This window comes from Actinocrinis sp., assembly GCF_035938995.1.
Lineage (GTDB): Bacteria > Actinomycetota > Actinomycetes > Streptomycetales > Catenulisporaceae > DASZGI01.
The window spans coordinates 22189-43871 of sequence record NZ_DASZGI010000151.1 but is presented as its reverse complement, the minus strand read 5'-3'; the positions used below and the strand labels follow the sequence as shown (position 1 = coordinate 43871).

The 21683-nt window shown below is 67.7% G+C and carries 31 protein-coding genes; 14 read left to right on the top strand and 17 right to left on the bottom strand.

Going from position 1 to position 21683, the window contains the following annotated elements; translation table 11 throughout:
- Positions 1-9 precede the first annotated feature (9 nt).
- Positions 10-420 (bottom strand): hypothetical protein, encoded by a 411-nt coding sequence (locus tag VGZ32_RS10875; RefSeq protein WP_326885809.1) that lies wholly within the window; start codon positions 418-420, stop codon positions 10-12.
- 191 nt (positions 421-611) lie between these two features.
- Between VGZ32_RS10875 and VGZ32_RS28685 the strand changes: the two genes are divergently transcribed.
- The 3 genes from VGZ32_RS28685 (at position 612) to VGZ32_RS10865 (ending at position 2701) form a co-directional block, all read left to right on the top strand.
- Positions 612-815 (top strand): helix-turn-helix domain-containing protein, encoded by a 204-nt coding sequence (locus VGZ32_RS28685; RefSeq protein WP_349263559.1) that lies wholly within the window; start codon positions 612-614, stop codon positions 813-815.
- A 288-nt stretch (positions 816-1103) separates the two neighbouring features.
- The gene (locus VGZ32_RS10870; protein ID WP_326885808.1) at positions 1104-2297 is read left to right on the top strand and encodes an AAA family ATPase; all 1194 of its coding nucleotides are present in this window, start codon (positions 1104-1106) and stop codon (positions 2295-2297) included.
- Positions 2298-2440: 143 nt separating this feature from the next.
- The gene (locus tag VGZ32_RS10865; RefSeq protein ID WP_326885807.1) at positions 2441-2701 is read left to right on the top strand and encodes a hypothetical protein; all 261 of its coding nucleotides are present in this window, start codon (positions 2441-2443) and stop codon (positions 2699-2701) included.
- A 29-nt stretch (positions 2702-2730) separates the two neighbouring features.
- Here the strand turns inward: VGZ32_RS10865 and VGZ32_RS10860 are convergent, their stop codons facing one another.
- A complete protein-coding gene (locus tag VGZ32_RS10860) occupies positions 2731-2991 on the bottom strand; it encodes a hypothetical protein (RefSeq protein ID WP_326885806.1) in 261 nt (86 codons plus the stop codon).
- Positions 2992-3495: 504 nt separating this feature from the next.
- On the opposite strand from VGZ32_RS10860, the gene VGZ32_RS10855 reads away from it, so the two are divergent.
- Positions 3496-4308 (top strand): hypothetical protein, encoded by an 813-nt coding sequence (locus VGZ32_RS10855; RefSeq protein WP_326885805.1) that lies wholly within the window; start codon positions 3496-3498, stop codon positions 4306-4308.
- 195 nt (positions 4309-4503) lie between these two features.
- On the opposite strand, the gene VGZ32_RS10850 is transcribed toward VGZ32_RS10855, so the two are convergent.
- From VGZ32_RS10850 to VGZ32_RS10840, 3 genes are all read right to left on the bottom strand, one after another.
- A complete protein-coding gene (locus VGZ32_RS10850; RefSeq protein ID WP_326885804.1) occupies positions 4504-4722 on the bottom strand; it encodes a hypothetical protein in 219 nt (72 codons plus the stop codon).
- Positions 4723-4864: 142 nt separating this feature from the next.
- Entirely contained in the window at positions 4865-5338 is a 474-nt protein-coding gene (locus VGZ32_RS10845) for a hypothetical protein (RefSeq protein WP_326885803.1), read from the bottom strand.
- Positions 5339-5449: 111 nt separating this feature from the next.
- A complete protein-coding gene (locus VGZ32_RS10840) occupies positions 5450-5713 on the bottom strand; it encodes a hypothetical protein (protein ID WP_326885802.1) in 264 nt (87 codons plus the stop codon).
- A gap of 204 nt (positions 5714-5917) precedes the next feature.
- On the opposite strand from VGZ32_RS10840, the gene VGZ32_RS10835 reads away from it, so the two are divergent.
- On the top strand, positions 5918-6964 hold the full coding sequence (locus VGZ32_RS10835) for a tyrosine-type recombinase/integrase (protein WP_326885801.1): 1047 nt from the start codon (positions 5918-5920) through the stop codon (positions 6962-6964).
- Positions 6965-7042: 78 nt separating this feature from the next.
- On the opposite strand, the gene VGZ32_RS10830 is transcribed toward VGZ32_RS10835, so the two are convergent.
- Complete coding sequence (locus VGZ32_RS10830) at positions 7043-7570, bottom strand: hypothetical protein (protein ID WP_326885800.1); 528 nt, start codon at positions 7568-7570, stop codon at positions 7043-7045.
- Between the two features lie 197 nt (positions 7571-7767).
- Here VGZ32_RS10830 and VGZ32_RS10825 point away from each other — a divergent pair, with 197 nt between their 5' ends.
- The 5 genes from VGZ32_RS10825 (at position 7768) to VGZ32_RS10805 (ending at position 9693) form a co-directional block, all read left to right on the top strand.
- Positions 7768-7962 carry a helix-turn-helix domain-containing protein gene (locus VGZ32_RS10825; protein WP_326885799.1) on the top strand — a complete coding sequence of 65 codons (195 nt, stop codon included), beginning with the start codon at positions 7768-7770 and terminating at the stop codon, positions 7960-7962.
- Positions 7963-8062: 100 nt separating this feature from the next.
- Positions 8063-8227, top strand: a complete 165-nt coding sequence (locus VGZ32_RS10820; RefSeq protein WP_326885798.1) for a hypothetical protein — start codon at positions 8063-8065, stop codon at positions 8225-8227.
- A gap of 13 nt (positions 8228-8240) precedes the next feature.
- The gene (locus VGZ32_RS10815; protein ID WP_326885797.1) at positions 8241-8615 is read left to right on the top strand and encodes a hypothetical protein; all 375 of its coding nucleotides are present in this window, start codon (positions 8241-8243) and stop codon (positions 8613-8615) included.
- Entirely contained in the window at positions 8612-9442 is an 831-nt protein-coding gene (locus VGZ32_RS10810) for a hypothetical protein (protein ID WP_326885796.1), read from the top strand. Before VGZ32_RS10815 ends, VGZ32_RS10810 begins: the two co-directional genes overlap by 4 nt.
- A gap of 122 nt (positions 9443-9564) precedes the next feature.
- Positions 9565-9693 (top strand): hypothetical protein, encoded by a 129-nt coding sequence (locus VGZ32_RS10805; RefSeq protein ID WP_326885795.1) that lies wholly within the window; start codon positions 9565-9567, stop codon positions 9691-9693.
- Positions 9694-9941: 248 nt separating this feature from the next.
- On the opposite strand, the gene VGZ32_RS10800 is transcribed toward VGZ32_RS10805, so the two are convergent.
- The 9 genes from VGZ32_RS10800 to VGZ32_RS10760 form a co-directional block, all read right to left on the bottom strand.
- On the bottom strand, positions 9942-10475 hold the full coding sequence (locus VGZ32_RS10800; protein WP_326885794.1) for a helix-turn-helix transcriptional regulator: 534 nt from the start codon (positions 10473-10475) through the stop codon (positions 9942-9944).
- A gap of 164 nt (positions 10476-10639) precedes the next feature.
- Entirely contained in the window at positions 10640-10888 is a 249-nt protein-coding gene (locus VGZ32_RS10795) for a hypothetical protein (protein WP_326885793.1), read from the bottom strand.
- A gap of 74 nt (positions 10889-10962) precedes the next feature.
- Positions 10963-11802, bottom strand: coding sequence for a helix-turn-helix transcriptional regulator (locus VGZ32_RS10790; RefSeq protein ID WP_326885792.1), 840 nt, complete (start codon positions 11800-11802; stop codon positions 10963-10965).
- 4 nt (positions 11803-11806) lie between these two features.
- Positions 11807-12334, bottom strand: a complete 528-nt coding sequence (locus tag VGZ32_RS10785; protein ID WP_326885791.1) for a DUF6879 family protein — start codon at positions 12332-12334, stop codon at positions 11807-11809.
- A complete protein-coding gene (locus VGZ32_RS10780; protein WP_326885790.1) occupies positions 12315-12536 on the bottom strand; it encodes a hypothetical protein in 222 nt (73 codons plus the stop codon). Before VGZ32_RS10780 ends, VGZ32_RS10785 begins: the two co-directional genes overlap by 20 nt.
- Positions 12537-12676: 140 nt before the next feature.
- Complete coding sequence (locus VGZ32_RS10775; protein ID WP_326885789.1) at positions 12677-13459, bottom strand: DUF2637 domain-containing protein; 783 nt, start codon at positions 13457-13459, stop codon at positions 12677-12679.
- Positions 13456-13647, bottom strand: coding sequence for a hypothetical protein (locus tag VGZ32_RS10770; RefSeq protein WP_326885788.1), 192 nt, complete (start codon positions 13645-13647; stop codon positions 13456-13458). Before VGZ32_RS10770 ends, VGZ32_RS10775 begins: the two co-directional genes overlap by 4 nt.
- Positions 13644-13805, bottom strand: a complete 162-nt coding sequence (locus tag VGZ32_RS10765; protein WP_326885787.1) for a hypothetical protein — start codon at positions 13803-13805, stop codon at positions 13644-13646. Before VGZ32_RS10765 ends, VGZ32_RS10770 begins: the two co-directional genes overlap by 4 nt.
- Before the next feature lie 204 nt (positions 13806-14009).
- On the bottom strand, positions 14010-15644 hold the full coding sequence (locus VGZ32_RS10760) for a hypothetical protein (protein ID WP_326885786.1): 1635 nt from the start codon (positions 15642-15644) through the stop codon (positions 14010-14012).
- Between the two features lie 98 nt (positions 15645-15742).
- Here VGZ32_RS10760 and VGZ32_RS10755 point away from each other — a divergent pair, with 98 nt between their 5' ends.
- The 4 genes from VGZ32_RS10755 to VGZ32_RS10740 all read left to right on the top strand — a co-directional run bounded on the left by VGZ32_RS10755 (position 15743) and on the right by VGZ32_RS10740 (position 20351).
- Positions 15743-17023 (top strand): hypothetical protein, encoded by a 1281-nt coding sequence (locus tag VGZ32_RS10755; RefSeq protein ID WP_326885785.1) that lies wholly within the window; start codon positions 15743-15745, stop codon positions 17021-17023.
- Positions 17024-17181: 158 nt separating this feature from the next.
- Positions 17182-18441 (top strand): hypothetical protein, encoded by a 1260-nt coding sequence (locus VGZ32_RS10750; RefSeq protein WP_326885784.1) that lies wholly within the window; start codon positions 17182-17184, stop codon positions 18439-18441.
- A 25-nt stretch (positions 18442-18466) separates the two neighbouring features.
- Positions 18467-19399 carry an ABC transporter ATP-binding protein gene (locus tag VGZ32_RS10745; protein ID WP_326885783.1) on the top strand — a complete coding sequence of 311 codons (933 nt, stop codon included), beginning with the start codon at positions 18467-18469 and terminating at the stop codon, positions 19397-19399.
- Positions 19386-20351, top strand: a complete 966-nt coding sequence (locus VGZ32_RS10740; protein WP_326885782.1) for an ABC transporter permease — start codon at positions 19386-19388, stop codon at positions 20349-20351. Before VGZ32_RS10745 ends, VGZ32_RS10740 begins: the two co-directional genes overlap by 14 nt.
- Positions 20352-20383: 32 nt before the next feature.
- Here the strand turns inward: VGZ32_RS10740 and VGZ32_RS10735 are convergent, their stop codons facing one another.
- Both VGZ32_RS10735 and htpX read right to left on the bottom strand, forming a co-directional pair.
- The gene (locus tag VGZ32_RS10735; protein ID WP_326885781.1) at positions 20384-20773 is read right to left on the bottom strand and encodes a YccF domain-containing protein; all 390 of its coding nucleotides are present in this window, start codon (positions 20771-20773) and stop codon (positions 20384-20386) included.
- A gap of 10 nt (positions 20774-20783) precedes the next feature.
- Positions 20784-21653: a zinc metalloprotease HtpX gene (gene htpX, locus VGZ32_RS10730; RefSeq protein WP_326885780.1), complete on the bottom strand. Its 870-nt coding sequence runs from the start codon at positions 21651-21653 to the stop codon at positions 20784-20786.
- Positions 21654-21683: the final 30 nt, after the last annotated feature.

Below are 21683 nucleotides of genomic sequence, written 5' to 3'. Positions count from 1 at the left end.
TCCCTTCAGTTATCCGATTTGGCCTTGCCGTACTTTCGGCAAAAGGTGGTATCTGTTGCGTGCGACATAGATCCACCGGCGAGCTGTAGAAGCGTTCACCTCGAAGCGCTCGGCGACGGCTTTCGATGGTGGCTTTCCGCTTTCCACCGCGGCCCGGTACGTGGCGGCGACGGCGGCATAGTGTTCCGCGTCGCTGTCGTGCGCCTCGGCCGGTGCGGGTTGTGGCCGCTGCTCCGCAATGACTTGACCGATGGGAAAGTTCCGCCACAACCTGGCGTTGATCTCCCCACGCCTGTATTCGCTGCCCCGCAGGGCTCTCACCTCGATGCCGATCGGTACCGGTTCGCGAGCGACTGACCAGGTGATCGTGACCTGCCAGGGGAGGCCGCCGACGTCGATCTTGGATTGGGTCTTGGGCACGAAGCCAGCATACGGCGCGGCGAATTGGCTGTCTAACAGTTCGCCACAATCAGACCTCCGCGGAACGGCGTGACGTGCCCTGGCAGCACTCTGCATGCGGTACGTTAGTAAGGGCATTGCGAAACGATCCGTACCCATGCGAGACTCTGTGAGCGATGAACAACCAGTTCAGCGCACGGTAGGAGTGTGCGATGGGCGCGGACCGACTGTGGACCCTCAAGGAAACCGCCCGGTTTTTGGGTCTGCCCGAGACAACCCTTTACAACCTCATCTATCGAGGGACCGGCCCGCGATCGTTTAAGGTTGGCCGCTACCGTCGGTATGCGGAGGCTGATGTACGTGCATGGCTAGCGGAGCGCGCGTCAGATGCACCCCGACCACCCGCCCGCAGATAGACGACCGGGCGCCCCGTGAGGGGCGCCGGTCCCAACACACTCACCACAATGCCGCGTCAACCACGCGGATTCCCTTACCGCAATACCCGTAGGGAGTATATGACTTTATTTGACAATGGGCTGTCGGCACCGCCATGGCTGCGGGGGGACTCGGTGCTCGACCGCCCTCCGACCGGTGCCGAAGACAACACCGAAACGCAGTCTGCCGCTACGCACAGAGCTTACGCGGCGTGGAACGCGTACCAAAGGAAATTCGCACCCGACTTGTTCCACCCCGCACCCGATGACATGGACGACGTCGACCCGTGGGGGATCATCGTCGATGACGACGAAGTTCTCGAAGCCCGCGCCGACGCGGATGCGGCACTGGCCGGGAACCGCAACCCAATTCCGGCCGACGCAGGCGACGCGCCCGAGACCGTTTTCGAGCGGGCCGTCACAGGCTTGCTCGACGAGTTGCTAGATAGCGACGGGCTTGACCACATTCCGCGCCTGGAGCCGGTGATCGACGGGTTTCTGTACCGCGACACCCTCGCCCGCATCATCGGGCCGTCCGGACACATGAAATCCTTCGTCGCGCTCGACTTCGCTGGGCACGTCGGCGGCGGTCACGATTGGCGCGGCTTCCGCGTCGTCAAGGGTCCGGTCGTCTATCTCGTCGCCGAGGGTGGCGAGGGCATCCGCAAGCGGGTGCGTGCCTGGGAGCAGTACCACGGCCGCAAGATGGCCGGGGTGCGGTTCCTTCCGCGCCCCGTGCAGGCTGGCGACCAGGTGGCGTGGTCCGTGCTCGTGGAAGTGGCCAGGAGGATCGAACCGGCCCTGATCATCTTCGACACTCAGGCTCGCATCACGGTCGGCGTGGAGGAGAACAGCTCGAAGGAGATGGGCCTGGTCGTCGCGCGCATGGACGACCTGCGCGCCGCCACGAAGGCGTGCGTGGCGCTCATTCACCACCAAGGGTTGCAAGGCGACCACGGTCGTGGCAGCACGGCTGTGAAGGGCGCGATGCAGACCGAGCTCCGCGTGACCAAGAAGGGCAAGAAAGGCCCCGAGGCCCGTGTGATCGTGTCGAGCGACAAACAGAAGGACGACGAGGAACTCGACGACATCGCGTTCGGAATCCACGTGGTGAAGCTCGACGGCGAGGCGAAGGAGGACGGTTCGCCGGTCACCTCGGTCGTGCTCGTGCCCGCCGACCTACCTGCGGAGGGCCAAGAGTCCGCGACGGGCCGCAAGCCGATGGAGGGGCGCAAGGCCCGCGTCCGGGTGCTCGGCATCCTGCGCGCGGCCACGGTACCCATGACTGTCAAGGCGATCGGCGACGCGCTCGCAGCGCAGGATTTCGGGTCGCTTAAGACGCGAACTATCCAGAACGCTCTCAATGAGTTGTCAAACAAACAGCTCGCCGAGGTGGCCGGGGCGCACGGTTTCGGGCAGACGTGGCGCGCCACAGTCGGCGGCGACGGGAAAGCGGCGGCGTGATCATGCACGATATGTCGCCGACCTGCGCGCATGGCACGCATACGTGCCTGCGTGCGCACCCTGCGTGCGCCCACGTGAAGGCACGCACGCACGCACGTCTCTCTTTAGGAGAGACGTGCGTGCGTGGCCGGGGCGGTGACGCGGTGACCGCGACGGGCGGACGGACGGCCGTGGCGGCGGAGAACCCGTTCTCCGAGTCGGCAGGCGATTCGCTGATCATTTCCACGAGGCATTCGGTGATCGCCGGGCCGGACACGGAGATCTCGCCGACGACGCGGACCCTGATCATCCCGCCGACGCGGCACCGAAACGGGTTTGTCGGCACTATCCGGCGAGTCACGCCGGACATGATCGCGGCCGAGTTCCGCGAGCTCCTGAATCAAGGGTGGCTTGCAGAGCGATGACCGACCAAACCTGGACTGAGGCAGTCCACTCAGGTAGTTCCCTGCTGGAGCAGGACCAGGACAGACCTGTGTGGCTCGTCATCATCGAAGAACTCGTACTCGTACCCATAGTCCGACGCTTCGTCGTTAAGCTCGATGGCTCCGCAGGCGACGAGCACCGAATAGCGCTCGTCATCGCGGTGCGCAATCACGGTGCCAACGCGACCGCTGCCGTCCGGCAGCACGATGACGTCGCCGTCTTCGAGGCCAATGATCGTCGAGAAATGAGGTCCCTCGCGTCCGTCGTTCATGGTTCCAGCCTGCGGGATCTTGATCGCGAGTGCACGTGTTCGGCGCGGCGAATGGGCTGTGCGGGTTACGATCGACGAATTCAAGGCTTGGCGTGGGTGGTACGGCATGGTTTGGCGCGTCGCGGCAGGCGCGGCGAGGTTTGGTTCGGCGTAGACGGCTCGGCTAGCTATGGCAGGGCTGGCAGGGATACAAAGCGGGCGGCGGTTCCCACCCGGGGCCGCCGCCCGCCGTGCAGCAGACCACCCGCATGCAGACCCCGGATGTACCGAACGGTGGCCGACGCCGCTGGACGCGGTCAGGCGCAGTCAGGCGGGGTAAACTGACGTTACTTTCACCTTCCCGGTCTGGCCGCTGGCCGACCGCGGCTACCGGCACCGCCGATGCGCATGTGCGATTGCACCCGAGCGCCCTCACGCCCCTGCCGGACACGTCCCGCTGATCTCGTTGCGGGCGCGTGTCGAGGCGGGCGCGACCTGGGAATTCACCACCCCCAGGGAATAATCATGGTATCGACGCCACCCACCGAAGCGCTCGACGATCCCAACGTGCACGCCGCACGGGCCGAGCGCGGCGCGCTGGTCCACGAACTCGCCTTGGCCGTCATGGACGCGAGCGACGCATTCACGACGGCCCCCCGCTTGCTCCGAGAGATCCTAGAACAAGGATCATGGCGTGAATTTACAACAACGAGCGACGAAGTCATGCGGTACACCGTTTTCTCCGCATTCGTCACTGCTGAGTGGCCACGAGGTCTTGACACGAATGTGAGGACCCTGCGTCGCCTGATTGCCGACGACCCCACAGCGCTGAACCTGCTGGAGCGTGCGGTGCAGAACCCCGTGGGCACGAACCAACACAGCCAGGGTGGAATGATTCACTCCACGCTCACGCCTGCGGGGACACGTGACCGCGCAGATCAGCAACGCCGTCGCCTGCGCGAGCAGCACCCCGAAGTCTATTCGGATGTCCTGGCCGGACAACTCACCGTGAACCGCGCCGCCGTGAGTGCGGGCATTCGCCCCAAGCGCATATCAGTGAACGTAACCAGCCCTCATTCCGTCGCCACCACACTTCGGAAGAATATGCAGCCTAATGATTTCAACGAGCTGCTGAAATACGTGGTCACGGATGATCTCACACGTGCCGCCGCACAGCTCCACGCCAGGATGGACCGCGATGACCTGGGGCGATTTATCGATCTGCTGCTGGCCTACTACGGCGACCCGGACGGCGCGGCGCCGTCCATCACCGCCGGACGCGTCCCCCGACGCGACCCGGACGGTACGCGGGCGCCGGATGCGCCATGGTCCGAGTGACCCCCGGCCAAGCAGCCCATAGCGTGCCGCTACCCGACTGCCGGCTGGCCCTTGCCCCCTGGTCACCCCACCTGTGAAGGTGGCGCGCACCCCGGCCAAGCCCCCGGCGTACCACCCCGGCGGCCCCACCGCGGTCGCGGTGACCACCATGGGGCCTATCCGGAGGTGGTGCCGGTGGCGGAGCGAACGGCGTCTTTAGCGGGTACCGCACGGGGTGTCGTCCCGGCTGGACTCGCCGCGCTGAATGCCCCGTCGCGGCGAGGGGGCGACGGGCAGCGGCAGCACCGCGGCGTCCGGGTCGGGGGTGACGCGGGCACGGCGGCGTCCACCGCGCTCGGCGCCGCCGAAGTTGAACGCGGCGTTCAGGTGGTCGTCCTTGACGGTGTTGTTGAAGCTGGTCGAGTTGTCGGTCATCGGGGGCCTTCTCGGTCGCGGAGTACTGCTGTTCCACCATCGCCCCGGTCACGGTGAATGTGTTAATGCCAGTTACTAAGCGCGCGGTGACGACGGAGGGAGCCGAGCGGACGACGGTGACCGGCCGATAGGTAGGCGGCGATTAGGTCAACTCCGTGACCAGATTGTGCGGCAGGTCGGCCGCAACTTCGGAGGCGTACATGCCGATACGCTCGGACTGGAGGACGTCCACGGCTTCGCCACCGATCGTCATCACGTGACTCACCCTGCCACGGGCGCGGAGAAGAAGACCGTCAAGGGTGTCTGCTACTCGGCTGCCGCTCAGCGCATCCCATCGAAGGAAAACGGTCACTGCCGATCCAACGAGCACAAGATCCACGACCTGCGCACTGGCGTCCTGCTCGTCGATGGTTGGTGGGAAGACGACTCCCTGGCGTCGTCGTGCAGCGATTCGTGTGCTACACCATGCGTTGACCTCGCCTAGCGCTTTGTGATCGTTCGCGCTCGCAAGCCGTTCCGCAAGGTCGGCCAGTTCGAGCATGCCTACGAGATGACGGACTACGTCACGAAGCTGTGGTTCTTGGCCCTCCGTGAACGTTACCTTGAGGTTCACCATGCCGCCATGATCACCCGGTGGGTCTGGTGATGGCACAGTGGGGAGGCTGAACGGGTGAGGCCGGGTATCGCGCGGTGACCCCCCGACTGTGAGAAGCATCGCCGCACGGACCTAGCGGGATTCGGCCTCCGTTGTCGTGTCGCCGCCCCCTGATCCACCGTCCGTTGGCGCTGCTGCAACCAGCCGCGGATACGCGTCGGGCCAATGCTGGCGCACCTTCGCCTCGTCCCAACCGTGCTGGAGCCGGTTGTGCGCCCGGTTGGCGAGCGTTTCGAGGGAGTGCACTACTTCGGCCGGTAGCGGCTCGCCCCGACCTGCCAGGTAGCTGATGATCACGTTGGTTGACTTCGCCTCTTCCGGCGTCATGCGTGCCATGCCGGGCAGCGTAGCCACCGATCCCGACGGCGTCCCGCAGACGGGGAAGCGAGACGGACCCCGACCGGTCGAAGTGATCGACTGACGACCCGTCGGGCACGGACTCTAAACGCGTCCAGCCGACTCCAGGCGCCACGCAACGCACCCAGAGGCCCACCACTCTGAGTCTTGATATGGCTAAATATCGCGATCTAGAATGGGGTCATGACCGCCGACCCGACCTCCGACTCGACTTCCCTCGCCGCCGGATTCGCCGCGATGCAGAGCCGCACCCGGCCGCACGCCGCCCTCGAACCCGCCACCCCCGATCGCTCGGTGTCCGACCGGACCCGCGCGCGGATCGAGGCGGCGACCCCCGACAACACCCGGCGTGCGTATGTCCGCCAGCTCGACCGGTTCGAAACCTGGTGCGCCGAGACGGGCCGCACCCCGTACCCCGCCACGGCGGAGACCCTGGCCGAGTTCGTCAACCATCTGTGTGACCTCGACCTGGGGTCGAGCAGCATCGACCAGGCGATCACCGCGATTCGCACCCAACACCGGCTGACCGGCTTCAGAGGCCAGCCGGACACCGAGGCCGCGCGCCGGGTCCTGAAGACGCATCGGCGCGACCGGGCCGACCGGGGCGAGCGCACCCACAAGGCGCCGCCGGTTACGATCGAGCGGCTACGCGCCATGATCGACGCGACCCCGCACACCCTGATCGGCACGCGGGACGCCGCGCTCTTGGTGTTGGGCTTCACCCTGATGGGGCGCCGCTCGGAACTGGCCGCACTGCGGATCGAGGACGTGTCCGAGACGGACGACGGACTGATGATCTTGATCAGGTCGAGCAAAACCGACCAGGACGCGATCGGCGCCGAAATCGCCATCCCGCGCGGGGTGCACAGCGCCACCGACCCGGTCCGCGTCGTGCGCCGCTACCTCGACGCGCTCGCCGACCACGGCATCACCTCCGGCCCTCTGCTGCGGTCCGTGGACCGGCACGGCAACCTTGGAGCCTCGATCAGTCCGGACGGAATCGGCCGCGCCGTCCGCGCGGCAGCCGAACGCGCATGCCTGCCCGGAGCGGAGCTCTACAGCGCCCATGGGCTACGCGCAGGCGGAGCAACGTCCGCATATAAAGCAGGGGCGCCCGTGTCCGCGATTGCGGCTCAAGGGCGCTGGTCGGAGCGCTCGACTGCCGTGCTCGGATACATCAGGGCCGTAGACAAGTGGACGGATAACCCGATGCGTGGCGTCGGGCTCTGAACCCGGCGGCGTGACGACCGAGTCGGCCGGGCAGGCGGCCGAATGCCCGGTCGCCGATTAGTGAAGAGTTCGGCTCGTTCAAGCCTCTGGGTGGCCCGGCGGCAATTCCGGGCGACCCGCGACCAGCTCGCTGAAAAGGCGGCAGATCTCGGCGTCAACGTCCTGTGGCGACGTGGCCTCGACGGTGACAGTGGTCTTCGCGGCGGCATCGAGCCCCATCAACCTGGCCCGGCGTTCCTGGATTCTCAACAGCCGGTCAATCGCAGCCAGCGGCGGGCCGTCGTCCAATAGAACCTCGCCCGTCTCCGGATGGCGAGCAACCCTGCCGGACACGGACACATGCGGGCGCGCGTGGTGGACGACGCCCCATGCGACGCGCTCCATGGTCTCCAGCTTTTCCAACTCCAAGGCGCGGTACTCGTTGACTGCTGCGTCCAGCTCTCTGACGCGGGACTCCAGCGCGCGACTTGTATCGGTGTAAACGGTCTGTTCGGCGATGCCGAGTTCCCGAGCGATGGTGGGCACCGGGATAGCGGCGATGCGCATGCGCAGGACGCGCCCACGTCGTTCGGCGACGAGAGCTTGTTGTGCGGATGGTGCTGGCATGTCTGCTTCCTTATGCCTTCCGCGTCGGCGTTTTGGCTGTGGTGCCTTCCTGCCGAACCTTGTTTCGTTTGTCAACTACACGGTATGCGTTTGCGTATCGCTTTGTACTGCATGAACGCTGTCTTCAGAGTACCCCGCACGGGTATCATCGGCGTTGGAGTGCGTTGCGACGCACAGCGGCGTCGGAAGGGGTATCCGTGGACGACGTGTTGTTGACGGAACGTGAGGTCGCCGCCCGGTTTCGCTGCGGCGAGCGGGTCGTGCGCAAGATGATCAAATCTGGCCAGCTCCCGGCTGTGCGGCTTGGGGATCGGCTGGTCCGTATCCCGGTCGCTGCCGTGGATCAGTTGCTTGCCGTGCCCCCGATGGGGAGCACCGATGGCCAGGAGTAAGAGGGCTGAGAAGTCGGCGCGGGTGAGTTGCCTGCGAGGGTGCGGGAAGGGTCAGCGGGGCGCGGCGTTCTGCACACAGTGTGGCTCTGCGCTGCCGCCGGTGACCGGCAAGTCCGGCCGACCGGCGATCATTTTCAAAGCGGCTGTGCCGAGCCGCCCGATCGAGACGCATCCGCTCGCGGCTGACCTCTATGACGTGGACCCCGGCGTGCGAGAAGCGACGTGGCAGCACGTATATGGTCCGCTCGTGACGAAGAGCCGGTGATCTTGTGCTTGAGGTGACCCATGAAGGCCGCGCCGAGGTCGAGAAGCGTCGGCGTCGAAGCAAGCCGGAACCGGCCGACGACGGCGGGACGCCGTTGCATGCTCAAGCCTCTGCCAGTCACGACGCGCAAGGGAAGTCGGCCGGGCCGCTCGCCGATTCGCTCGCGGCACACTGTGTTGCCCCAATGCCGGAGCCGTACGCCGTGATCAACACCGGCCAGGGCGCCGACCACCCGGAAACGTCGGTGTCGCGGCCGGGCTCTGTGGCTGTCGCGCACATGGATTTGAACGCGTCGCGGTTCGTCCCGGCCAAACCGTTCGACGTGTCGGCGGTGCCGGTTCAGCGGCCGTTCGACACCGCGCCGACCAGTGCCGGTGATGCCGCGTGACCGCCGATCCGTTGGCCGCGCTCCCCCCGGAGCTGCGCACCCTGTTTAGCGAGTTTTTGCAGTCAGCTGATTTCCATGTGCTGAAACTCCGGTCTGAAGCGCTCGCGCTCCAGCAGCAGGCCGCGCAGCTACTCGACCAAGCCGACCGCGTGGAACACGTCGCCGAGCTGCGTGCCATCGCCGAGCAAGCGACCGCGCGTGCCGACCGGCTCACCGAAGTGGTGGACGACGCGGAGCGCGCCCTCGCGGTGGCGATCAAGAACGAGCGCGCCGCCGACGATCGGTTCCGGGCCGCCGCAGACAACCATCGTCGGGTCGCCGAGCAAGAACGCGCCGCACAGCGTGATCACGCTGACCCGAGTGTTCAGACGGACTTGCTGCTCCGCGCCAGAGCGGCGGCCGATGTCGAGGCGCGGCAGCAGGCGGCACTCGAAGGCGCCCACGCTGCCCGGCTCCAAGCCGAATCGGTGCTCGTCGACACCCGCGCCAAGCTGGCCGCCGCTGAGGAGACCGAGCGGGTGGCACTGGCTGCCGTGAAGCACTCGGCGGCGCCGACCAGCGCATTCACTGCCGCATTCGACGGCTTGCGCCGCACACTTTTGGGGCAGCGGGTGGACGAACCGGCGGCGGCGATCACGACGGAGCTGGTCTCGATCTTGGCGAACAAGACGGGTGTGGCCGTGAGGATCGCTGCCGACGAACGGCGCCGCATCGAGGCCGAGGAACGCCAACGGCTGGCCGCGCGGGTCTTGCCGCAACCGGGCCACGCGCTGCGCCCGACGGACCCGGGAACCGTATTCATGCCGGTGCCGCCACGCGTCGGCTGACATGGACGCCGTGGGCGGGTTGGCTGCCACGTCCACGGTGACGCGCGCGTTCTCCAGCCGCGCGGCACGGCCCCACCGGTGCGCGTCCCGGTGGGGCCGGTCGAATTGAAGGGACAGAGCAGGTGAGCGTGGTCGAGACCTTGGCGGCGTCGCCGATGGAGACTGATCCGGACCGGCGCGGCGCCCAGGTGCTGCTCGCGGTGGCGCGGCATCTGCGACCCAATGCTGACCTCGCCGACCTTGTCGTCTGAACGCCCCCGGCCGGTGGGGGAGGTATGCGGCGGCCGGGGGCGTATCCTGTCGTGGCGTGTCCGCCGTGGCGGATGCTCTGCGACAGGGTCTCAGCGGCGGGCGTGTCGCCCGCTCGACACTTGAAGTCGCTCTAACCCGATGATCACGCGACGCAACAACTCCGCATCAGGGTTCGATGGTGTCGGCATCCATGGGAACGGAAGGCACGGAGGCTCGACCAGGTGCGCCAGCTCAGACCATGGGCGCATCATCGTGCCCTGATGGTTAGGCGACACCCCACGACGGGGCACCAGGCAATGAGGCGTAGCAGGCGCGGCACGCGGAACGCCCGCTCCCACATGTGTATTGACCAGCCACTAACGCCCAACGCGGCCCCAACCTGCGGTTGCGTTAACCCTTTCGCTTCCCGCGCTTCTGCCAACGCCCGCATGAGGCGACGGATGTGGAATGCGTCGAACAGCTCATCCGCACGGGGCACCAGCACTGTGTCCGAAGAGAAACCCGTCACGTCCACGGCGTATCCCAATGCCTCACACCAGCGGACGAAGTTGCACAGGCCAGGGGTGTCTTTGCCGGTTTCCCAACTGCCGATCGCCAACGCCGACACCCCAAGCGCAGGACCAAACACCTCCTGCGAAACCCGTAATCGACGCCTCGCTGCCCGTAGCTGGGCGGTAAACGTCTCCAATTCGGCTTGTTCGTCAACCACGTGCGGTGACCCGTTCACCGAGGTCAGCAGAACGCTCTGCCAGTAGTGCGGCAGCAAGGTCAGCCAGGGCACGCAGAGCAGCCTCAGGCAGAGGCTCACGGCCCCGACGTCGCCGGTCCAACCAAATGGCCAACACGTCGGCGCCGCACTCCACTCCGAGGGGTTCTAGCGCGGCTGCAAGGGCTGTGTGGGCAAGCTCCAATGTCATCGCCCGGCGGGCGTCAATGCGGTAGTACTCAGACATAGACGTAGCCCGGCACCGCGACGTAGCCCCACCTCGCCGTGCGGCGGGAGGCGATCTCCGCGCCGTCGCGCACCTCGACCGGACCCGGGACACGTTCCAAGGTGATCCGCCACGTCTCTCGGCTCCACCCGCGCCCGGCATCGTCGAGGGCACACTCGACGTCCCGGTCTGTGCTGCCCCAGGCGAGCACGCGGACGGGAACGCGCGGAGGGGCTTCGGCTGCGGTTGTGGTGCTGGCCATGCGTGTTCCTCCGGTCGCTAACCGTCGTCATCCGCACGGTAGGTTTCCGGAGCAACTCCGGGCTACTTTGTTGCTTACTGTTGCTCGAATTCGGAGAGGGCGCTGCGGATCAGAGCGCGGGCGTCATCGCCGTACACCGCCACGCGGGAGTAGTGGTCGAAGACCCGCGCATACACCGCGATCTCGCTCGGCTGGGACATCCTGATCGCGGCGGAGTAGGTCTCCGTCTCGGCGAGATCGTCATCCATGATCCAGAACTCGCACAGCGGCATGTACTGCCGCGCCTTCGCCGGGACGATCCCGAGGTGCACGCGGGTGAGCCGGGACGCTTCGAGCAGGTACTCCAGTTGCTCCCGCATCACCTCCGGTGGCGCCATGGCGGTGCGGAGCGCGGCCTCGCAGACCACGAAATGGAACATCCGGTCGCCGGAGCGGATCAATTGGCCTCGCTGCATGCGGACCTCGACGGTCTGTTCCACGTTGGCGGGGGTCTGGGTCATCTCGGAGAACTCGGTCAGTCGCACCGTGGCATAAGCCTTGGTCTGAAGGACCCCCGGCACCATGAACATGGTGAACACGCGGTGACGGCGGGCGACGGCCTCGTTTTCCAGGAATTCGCGCTGATACCTGGCGGTACCCGCTCGCATCAGGCGTTTGAGTTCGACGTACATTTTCTCGATGCCGCGAGCAGTCGCGACCAGGTCGGGAAGCTGGGCCTGCGCGCGGCAGTGCAGGCACCACAGCTCCAAGTCGCCCTCAGACGGTGCGGTGGTGCCGTGTTCGAGCTTGGAGACCTTGGTGAAGTGCCATCCGCACAGGTCGGCCAGTTGCCGCCCGGTCAGCCGGGCATCCTTGCGTATGTCGCGCAGCCGGTTGCCGAGAGCTTCGCGGGCGGCCTGGACCGAGGTGGACATGGCGTCAGGATGGCTTGTACTCGCCGTGCGGGGTAGCCAGCCCCCACACGGACTCGAAGGCGCTCGTGCACAGCTCCGCGACGTGTGGGTCATCGGTCAGCTCATTGCCGAGCCAGCCGCCGTCTCCGGTGAAGTGGTTGAACAACACGGTCTTGCCATCGAAGATCCAATAGTCATTGCCTGGCAGCGCGAGCCCAGAGGCGCGCACTCGGGGCAGCCAGCGGACCTCCTCGCCCGCCGCAATGTTCTGGGGCGTGCCCTCGTACTCGAATCGGACGTACTCGCCGATCGGTTCGGAGACGATCCGAGCCCGGCGCAGGCGCACACCGCGCGCCTTGGTCGCCCGCATCAGGTCCAGCCAGCCGCGCTTGCTCTCGGCGTCCTCCTCCGGCCCGAACTTCCCGGCGCGCCACCTGGCGATGTCGGCCAGCTCCTCGGCCACCGCATAGTGGTCGCGCATCTCAAGGTGCGATGCGGACTCGTGGCACTCGTTAAACAGCCGCGCCCAGTCCTCAGCGCTCAGCGTCAGCATCGGCGCCCTCCTTCGGCAGGTACTTCCAGAGAGACGCGGGCACCCTGACCACGGTCTCACCCTCCGGGATCTTCATCTGCGCCAGGTCCCCCGGCTCGCTGACCAGGTAGCCCTGCACGATGTAGTCGCCGCTCTCCTCATCCCGATACAGCCGGGGCGATCCACCCTGACCCGTGTCTCCGCCGACGAACGATATCCGCATGATCGTCCTTCCCGTCTTCAGGTTGCACGAACTTGCTCGGTCTCAGGGATGATCCACCCGGGCAGTAACAGGGGTCAACGGTGCACAGATGACAATGGCTCCCCCGGGGCGCGCCCGGGGGAGCCATTGCCTACCTCACCTCACGCGGGTACGGGTACTCCGTTCGCGTGCCCGGCCAGGGGTACCTGCCCGGCCAAGTGGTCACGGAGCTGCTGAGCTTTGGCCTGGCCGATGCGCAGGTCTGCGCGCAGTCGGCTGACTCCGGCCGGTCGGCCCGTCTCGGCTATTGCGGCGGCGTTGACCTGCTGCGCGGCGCCTAGAAGCGTCTCCCACCCGTCGGCGGCGTCGGGCAACTTCTGGCGGCTCTTGGCGCCGTCCCGCACCGCGCGCATACCCCTGGCGCCCGTGGACGGCGTGTCGGGTACCCGATCCGATTCGGACTTGTCGCTGACCGCGCTCGATTCGACCCCGCCGACTGATTCGGGTACGGCGGCCGACGTCACGAGTATGTCGGCCTCGGCGGCCTCGGGCATGGCACCCCTGAGCACAGCCAAGTGCGCTACTACCGCGAGAGCGATCGGGGATGTACCCCCGGCGCCGATCACCAGCCACACCCCGGGGCGTAGGTAGCCCGCCTCGGCCATGTGGAAGATGCCGTTCCCGAGCAGGGACACCGCGATGGCGCCGAACGCGACGGACCGGGCGAACCTGCGAGCCTTGTCGGTGGGGGTGTCCGGGGACAGCCACACCCGGGTGGCTACGGCGGCGGTCGCGTCCACGGTGATCGGCAGCAGTGGGGACGTGGCGCGCGACCACCCGGCGGCCAGCGCCGCGCCGTAGAGCGCGCCGAAACTGGAGACTGCGGCGGCCAGGGCCACGACCGCCAGGCCGAGGAACACCAACGGATCACGGCGGCCGGTCACGACATCTCTCCGGCTGTGAAGGCAAGCCAAGCGGTCCCGGCGAACGCCACCGCGACCGTGAGGATTGCAAGGATCGTCTCGGTCCGGCGGGGAGGCACCTCGCCTCCCTTGGGTAGGTCCGTGAGGCGCAATGCCCCGGAGACGACGAGGTACGTCGGCCCGGCGTAGAGCAGAATCAGGGAGATCACTGCCGGATGCCCCCGTTCGCCCTGGTCACCGAACCGGCGTTGAGCCGGGTCATGGCGCCAGGCTGGCCGGTCTCGTGCGCTTGGTTGCGGATGTGCTGCGCGGCGGCGCGCGCGTCGGCTTCGGTTTCGAACGGGCCGGTCGGTGGAGTGTGGTTCATGGTGTTGTCTCCCTGGTGTGGGCCGCCGCCGGGCAGGGCACCCCAGGGCACACTCAGGGCACATGGCGATGAGAATCCGCCACAAACGCTGAGAAGTGTTGGGAAGTGTTTCTGCACGTCAGACGACCTTTCGTCATGATCGTGCAGGTCAGAAAGCTAGTTGTGCCGGTACACGAATTACCGCTGAACCACCGGGCTGCTGGGTTACCCGACGCGGTAGAGGCGGTAGCCGAGGTTGTCGCCCGCGCTGAACGTCGCGGTGACGTCCGCGGGCAGGTTCTCACCGGGGCCGAGCAGGATCCATTTCACGTCGTACCGGGTCAGCAGGTCGGCGTGGGCGGCGGGCGTCGCGTCGGAGGCGAAGAACCGGGCGACCGCGTCCCTGCGCGAGGTCCACAGGCTGAACGGGAAGTCCGGCAGGATCCACGGGCTCGCCACGCCGTAGCCGCCGTGCGCGGCGACCATGTCCTGTGCCGTGGGCCGATCGGCCAATACGACATCGCCGCGCTTGACGTGCGCGCCGAGCCAGTCGAGCGTCGGCAGCGGATCCTTCTTCTGGCTGGTGTCGACGATCCGGCTCGCGCTGCTCTTAAGGGAGCTCGGGACCACGTAAAGCAGCGCGCTGGACTGCACCCAAACGCCGGCGGCTGTGATCAGTGCGATCGGCACGTCCCACGCGACACGTAGCCGCGGGGTCCGTGCTTCGGCGGCCGCGATGGCGAGGGCGACCTGCGCAGCGAGCATCGCCATCGGCCAACTGCGGCCGTAGGACCAATGCCCGGAGACCGCACCGTAAGCGACTATCGCGCCCGTCCCCAGGAACAGCAGCACCAGCTGATCGGTCTTGTCGCGCAGGAATCGCAGCGCCAGGGCGATCAGCGCGAGCAGGCCGAATCCGTACCATGCCGTCGCGTGGCGGTAGAGGGCGTGGTGCTGGCCGTCGAGGGCTGAGAGCTGGTCGACCTGCGTGATGTTCCAAAGGTGGTAGTACGGCCAGGCGGCGATGACGATAAGGCACACGGCTGCGCCGACGTAGAACGGGGCCCCGACCGTTAAGACGCGCCGATACGAAGCCCCTCGGCTGGCGTCTGCGTCGGGCTTCTCTATGTTCGATTCCGCATTCGCCTGGGTGCCGCGCAGGATCGTGCCCCGCCGCGCGATAAGGCATGCGACAACGCCGATGAGCGTGCCGATCGCGGTGAACTGGTGGGACAGTGCGATCACGCCGAGCAGAAACCCAAGCGCGATCGCCCGCCGCATCCGCAGTGGCTTAGCCGCGAGCGACGCCCAGAGGTGCAGCGTGAGTGCAGTGGCGAAGGTGCTGGGGTAGGCAACCGTGTCGGCGAAGGACACCAGCGAGAGGAAGCCGCTCCACGCGATGACCGTCGTGCCCCACCAGAACAAGAGACCGACCAGGGCGAGCGGCGGAGCCCAGCGCGCCGGGCTCAGCGATCTGACGAACCGGAACAGGCCGGTGAGCAGCAGCCCGACGTTCACGATCGCGGCGAACTTGTAGAGCGAGAGCGCCGACGCCCCCGTCGCCTTGCCGATCAGCATCAGCACGACCGTGTACGGCGTGTAGTAGGCGCTCGTCCCACCGATCGCGAGGACCGGATCGCCGGGATGCAGGGGGTTCGTGAGCAACCTGCCGAGCACGGCCATGTGCAGCGCGAAATCCGACTCCCACGGCAGGCGCAGGCGGACCACGAGGAAGTACAGGCCGACGAGGCCCCCCACCACCAGCGACGGTGCCTCGGCTCGCGCGAAGCCCGGCAGATCGGTCGAGCGTGGGCGCTCGTCAGCCGTCTCATACATGCTCGTCGGGAGCAGTCTCGTCACCCGGGAACCCTATCGCCGGAACATGAGGTGGACATGCGGCGAATGCGGGGCAGTGCGAAAACGTCTTCGACACGACGAGCCCTTATCATGGCAGCGCCATGTCTCGAACCACAGTGCCTCGAACCACGGTCACGCAGTCGGACGACGTCCGACGCGAAAGCGCTCGCGGCGCGGTCACAGGTCTCGCCGCCCGGCTGCGCTCCGCGCCCCGCCGCTCGACGGCGGTGGCCGCGGGCTACCTTTACACGGCCGTGCACGGTCTGTTTATGGCGGTCGTCTTATCGTTCCTCGCCGCGTATAAGGGGATGTCGCCGTCTAAGGCGCTCGACCGGTGGGACGGGCTGATCTACGTCCGCATCGCCGGGCATGGCTACGAGCACAAGTTCGTCCTACTGCCGAGCGGCAAGCCCGCGCGTATGGATATCGCGTTCTTTCCGCTCTACCCGTACCTCATGCGCAGCGTCTCGGAGGTCACGCGGCTGCCCTATGAGGCGTCCGGCGTGCTGATCAGCGTGCTCGCCGGGATCGCGGCGGCCGTCGGCCTGGCCGTCCTGGTGGAACCGCGCCTCGGCCGGCGCGCGGCGCTGCTGTCCGTCGTCCTGTGGGCCGTCGGCGTGGACGCGATGATCGAGTCGATGGTCTACGTGCAGACGCTCATCGCGGCGCTGGCCGTCTGGACGGTCATCGCCCTGGTCCGGGGCCGTCGCCTGGTCGCGACAGTCCTGGTCATCCTCGCCGGGCTCTGCCATTCCACCGCCGCGGCTCTCGTGCTGACCGTGATGGCGGCGGCCACGCTCGAACTCGTCCGCATCGGTCGCGGGCGAGCGCCGGGCGGACTGCGCGCCACTGCGGGGGCGGTCGGCATGCTGGTCGCCGCACCGCTGGGCATCATCGGATACTGGGCGTTCCTCGCGCTGCGCTTCCACCGCTGGGACGCCTGGTTCTACGCCGAATCCGCCCCAGGGTGGAACTCAAAGGTCGATCTCGGGAAGTACAGCCTGAAGACCCTGGTGAGCCAGATCGACGGCTCGGACTTCGGGCACGGCAGGGTCACCGAGGCGCATCTGATCGCCACGCTCTGGATCGTGCCCGCCATCCTCATCGGACTCTTCCTGCTGCGCGATCTGGTGCGCGACCGCCGACTGCCCTGGCAGCTGACCGTGCTGACGCTCGCCGCACTCGCGCTGCCGCTGCTGGACTCAGGTCCCTGGGCGAGCAAGCCGCGCTTCCTCATCCCTGCGGTCGGGCTTGTCGTCCCGCCGGCGATCTGGCTGGCCAGACGGTCGACGCGGGTGCAGACGGCGGCCGTTGCCGTGGTCTGCGCGATTTCCGTGCTCTCCAGCGCGTATCTCATCGGTGTCGCGCCGGTCGCTCCGTAGCGTTGCAATCCCTTACTCCCGTAGTCCCACGGTTCCGTGACTCGTCCGTGAGGATGACGTAAAGAACCCCCGCCGGAGGGATCCGCCGGACGGCACGCGGTGGTGTGATGCTCGGGTAGACAAATCAGCACGCGATCGGGATCGGGGAGTCACGCACGATGTCGTCCGAGCAGAGCAGCCAGTTGTCGTCCGAGGAGAGCGGAAACGCTACCGCAGGTTCAGGCAAGCCGGGCCGCAGCGCTCCGCCGTCCGCGTTCCGGCGCGGTTCGGTGCGCGCCCTCGCGCCCGTCTCGGTGATCGCGATCGTGGCAGCGGGGGCCGCGATCGCCCCGAACATCGCCTCGGCCGCACCCGCTCTCCCGCAGATAACCGCGCAGAAGCTGCTGACCAAGGCGATGCAGTCGAAGGTCGACGCCTTCTCCGGCACCGTCTCGCTGACCACGAATCTCGGCCTGCCCGCGCTGCCGGACGTCTCCGGCCGGGCGAACCCGCTTTCGCTGCTCAGCGGAACCCACATCCTCCAGGTCGCCGCCGACGGGCCGCAGAAGCAGCGGATAGCCCTGCTCGACACGATGGCGGAGTACGACGTCGTCCACAACGGCAAGGACGTCTGGCTCTACGACAGCCAGCAGAACTCGGTCAGCCACGCCACCTCCCAGGGAACCGGGACGATGCGTGACCACTCCGGCAAGACGAACGACGCGCCTGAGCAGGGGGTGCCGCTGACGCCGCAGCAAGCGGCCCAGCAGCTCCTCTCGGCCGTGTCGCCGACCACGAACATCGCCGTGGACCAGACCCTCTCGGTCGCCCACCGCGCCGCGTACGTCCTGGTCGTCACGCCCAAGGAGAAGGGCTCGCTGATCGGCAGGGTCGAGGTCGCGATCGACGCGCAGAACGGCGCGCCGCTCCAGGTCGCCGTGTACCCCACCGGGTCGAACACCGCCGCGTTCGAGATCGGGTTCACCTCCGTCTCGTTCTCCGCGCCGCCCGCCTCGCGCTTCGACTTCACCCCGCCCAAGGGGTCGACGGTCAGCCCGATGACCGGCAACGGCGCGCAGACGAAGTCGGACCTGCCGACCGGCGCGAGCCTGGACCCGCAGGTGCTCGGCCAGGACTGGCTCAGCGTGGTGGAGCTGCACGGCATCGACCTGAACCAGCTTCGGTCGGCGGCCTCGTCCGCGAACGGCCAGGACAACGGCGGCGACAACAACGCCACCGGCCTGTTCAACGGCAATGCGTCGAGTTACCTTGACGCCCTGCTCGGCGCCGGGACCAATGTCAGCGGCGGGTTCGGCAGCGGGAAGCTCTACACCACCAACTTCCTGTCCGTGCTGATCACGAACGACGGCCGGCTCTTCGTCGGGTCGGTCACCCCGTCGGTGCTCGAGGCCGCCGCGTCCGCGCAGGGTACGAAGTAGGCCCGGCGAGAATAGGTACGGGGAGATGACTACAGCGATCGCCACCCGCGGCCTGTCCAAGCGGTACCGCGGCGGACAGCTCGCGGTGGACGGCCTCGACCTGGAGGTGCCCGCGGGAGCCGTGTTCGGCTTCCTCGGGCCCAACGGGTCGGGCAAGACCACCACCATCCGGATGCTGATGGCACTGATCTCGCCGACGGCGGGCGAGGTGGACATCTTCGGCGAGGCGATGCCCTCGGCCTCGACCCGGGTGCTGCCGAAGGTCGGCGCGTTGATCGAGGGCCCGGCGCACTATCCGTACCTGACCGGGGCGCAGAACCTGGAGCGGTACGACGCGGCCGACCGGTCCGCAGACCCTCGCACCCGCGGCGCACGGATCGGCACGGCGCTGGAGCGGGTGGGCCTGAGCAACGCGGCAGACAAGAAGGCAAAGGCCTACTCGCTCGGCATGAAGCAGCGGCTCGGCCTAGCCGCGGCGCTGCTCCAGCCGAGGCAGTTGCTGGTGCTTGACGAGCCGACCAACGGCCTCGACCCGCAGGGCATGCGCGAGATCAGGTCGCTGATCAAGGCGCTCGCCGCGGACGGCACGACGGTCTTCCTCTCCTCGCACCTGTTGGACGAGATCGAGCAGGTCTGCACGCACGCGGCGGTGATGAGCCGGGGTCGGCTGGTCATCCAGGGCACGGTCGCGCAGCTCGGTGCGGGGTTGCGCGCACGGCTCGCGGTGACCACCCCGGACGGCGAGGCGGCCGCGAAGGTGCTGCGGGCGACCGACGCGGCGGACGTTCAGATCGACGGCCAGCGGGTGCACTGCGACGCGGACGGCCTGGAGCCGGACGCGGTCTGCGCCGCGCTGGTCGGCGCCGGGGTGCGGGTGTTCGGGTTCGGAGTCGAGCGGCCCTCGCTGGAGGACGCGTTCGTGGCGCTCACCGGGGAGGGCTTCGATGTCGCAGAGTAGCGTCACCGCGCAGGACGCGGGCGCGCAGGAGACGGGCACCGTGACAGGTGCCGCGGCGGTCGCCGAGGGCGGCGCGGGCGCGCAGGCTGTGCCCGCAGATACATTGGCGGCGAGCGGCCGCCCCAGCCCCGTCTCGCTCACCGCGCTGCGCGGCGGCCTCGCCTACAACGAGCTGGTCACGATGTTCCGCCGCTGGCGCAACATCGCGCTGCTGGCGTCGCTGGCGCTGATCCCGATCGCCCTCGGCATCGCGATCAAGCTGACCACGGCGCACCGCGGCGGCGGCGGGTTCATCGAGCAGGTCTCGAACAACGGGCTGTTCCTGGTGTTCACCGCGCTCACCCTGACCCTGCCGATCTTCCTGCCGCTGGCGATCGGCGTGGTGGCCGGGGACGCCGTCTCCGGCGAGGCCAACCAGGGCACCCTGCGCTACCTGCTCGTCGCGCCGGTCGGCCGCAACCGGCTGCTCGCGGTCAAGGGCGGCGCGCTGGTGGTGTTCTGCCTGGTCGCGTCGTTCACCGTGGCGGTGTCGGCGTTCGTGGTCGGGCTGATCCTCTTCCCGACCGGGAATGTGACCCTGCTGTCCGGGGACACCATCTCGTTCGGCGCCGCGCTGGTGAAGGCGCTGCTGATCACGGTGCTGGTGGCGGCGTCGCTGCTCGGCCTGGCGGCGATCGGCCTGTTCGTGTCCACCCTCACGGACACCCCTATTGCGGCGATGGCGGTCACCGTCGGCCTGACCGTCCTGTCCGGCATCCTGCAGTCGATCCCGCAGCTCTCGGCGATCCAGCCCTGGCTGTTCACCGACCAGTGGACGTCGTTCGCCGACCTGCTGCGCGATCCGGTCTACACCCCGAACATCATCCACAACCTGTTGATCCAGGGGCTGTACGTGGCGGTGTTCGGCTCGGCGGCGTGGGCCCGGCTGACCTCCCGCGACGTGCTCGCCTGACCGGCCGACCGCCGATGCTGCCACGCGTGCTGCTAAACCGTCGCGACACGCCCGACCGGGACGATCTCGACGCCGAGCGGGAACAGCGTGATCGGGATGATCTTGAACGAGGCCAGGCCCAGCGGGATGCCGATGATCGTCAGGCAGAACGCCACGCCCATCACCACGTGCGCGACCGCCAGCCACCAGCCGGCCAGCAGCAGCCACAGGACGGTGCCGATCGCGGATCCGACCCCGGCGTCCCGGCGCACCTCGATGGTGCGGCCGAACGGCCACAGGACGAAGTTCGCGATCCGGAAGCAGGCGATCCCGAACGGGATGCCGATGATCGTGACGAAGCAGATCAGCCCGACCAGCGCGTAGCCGATCGCCATCCAGAAGCCGGCGAAGACCAGCCATATGACGTTGAGAACAGTCCTCATGTCATCCTCCCTACCTCACGCCGGCCATTCTCTCGAGCCGGGCGATCCGTTCGGCCATCGGCGGGTGTGTGGAGAACAAGCGCGCCGAACCGCGGGCCCGGCAGCCGAACGGATAGGCGATCATCAGGTGGCTCGTGGTGACCAGCTCGGGCTCACGCGGCAGCGGCAGGCGGGCCGCGGCGTACTCCAGCTTGCGCAGCGCCGAGGCCAGGGCCAGCGGGTCGCCGGTCAGCCGGGCCCCGAAGGCGTCCGCCTGGAACTCGCGCGAGCGGCTGATCGACAGCTGGATGAGGGTGGCCGCGAGCGGGCCCAGGAACATCACCATGACCAGGCCGATCAGCCCGGGATCCTCGTCCGCCTCCCGGCCGATCGGGATGAGCCAGGCCAGGTTGACCGACCACATGATCACCGCGGCCAGCGCCCCGGCCACGGAGGACAACAGGATGTCCCGGTTGTACACGTGCGCCAGCTCGTGGCCGAGCACGCTGCGCAGCTCGCGCTCGTCGAGCAGGCGCAGGATGCCCGTGGTGCAGCAGACGGAGGCGTTGCGCGGGTTGCGGCCGGTGGCGAAGGCGTTGGGTGACTCGGTGGGCGAGACGTACAGGCGAGGCATGGGCTGGCGGGCCGAGGTCGCCAGCTCGCGCACCACCCGGTACAGGCCCGGGGCCTGCGGTTCGCTGAGCGGCTGGGCCCGCATCGCGCGCAGGGCGAGGCGGTCACAGGAGTAGAAGGCGAAGACGTTGGTCCCCAGCGCGATCAACACCGCGAGCATGCAGCCCATACGCCCGTCCAACAGCGCGCCGACCGTGACGATCAGCGCGCCGAGGACCCCGAGCAGCAGGGCCGTCTTCGCGTTGTTGTGGTGCTGGTGGAAAGTCATCGCCGTTGTGTATCCGTCACGTCCCGATAC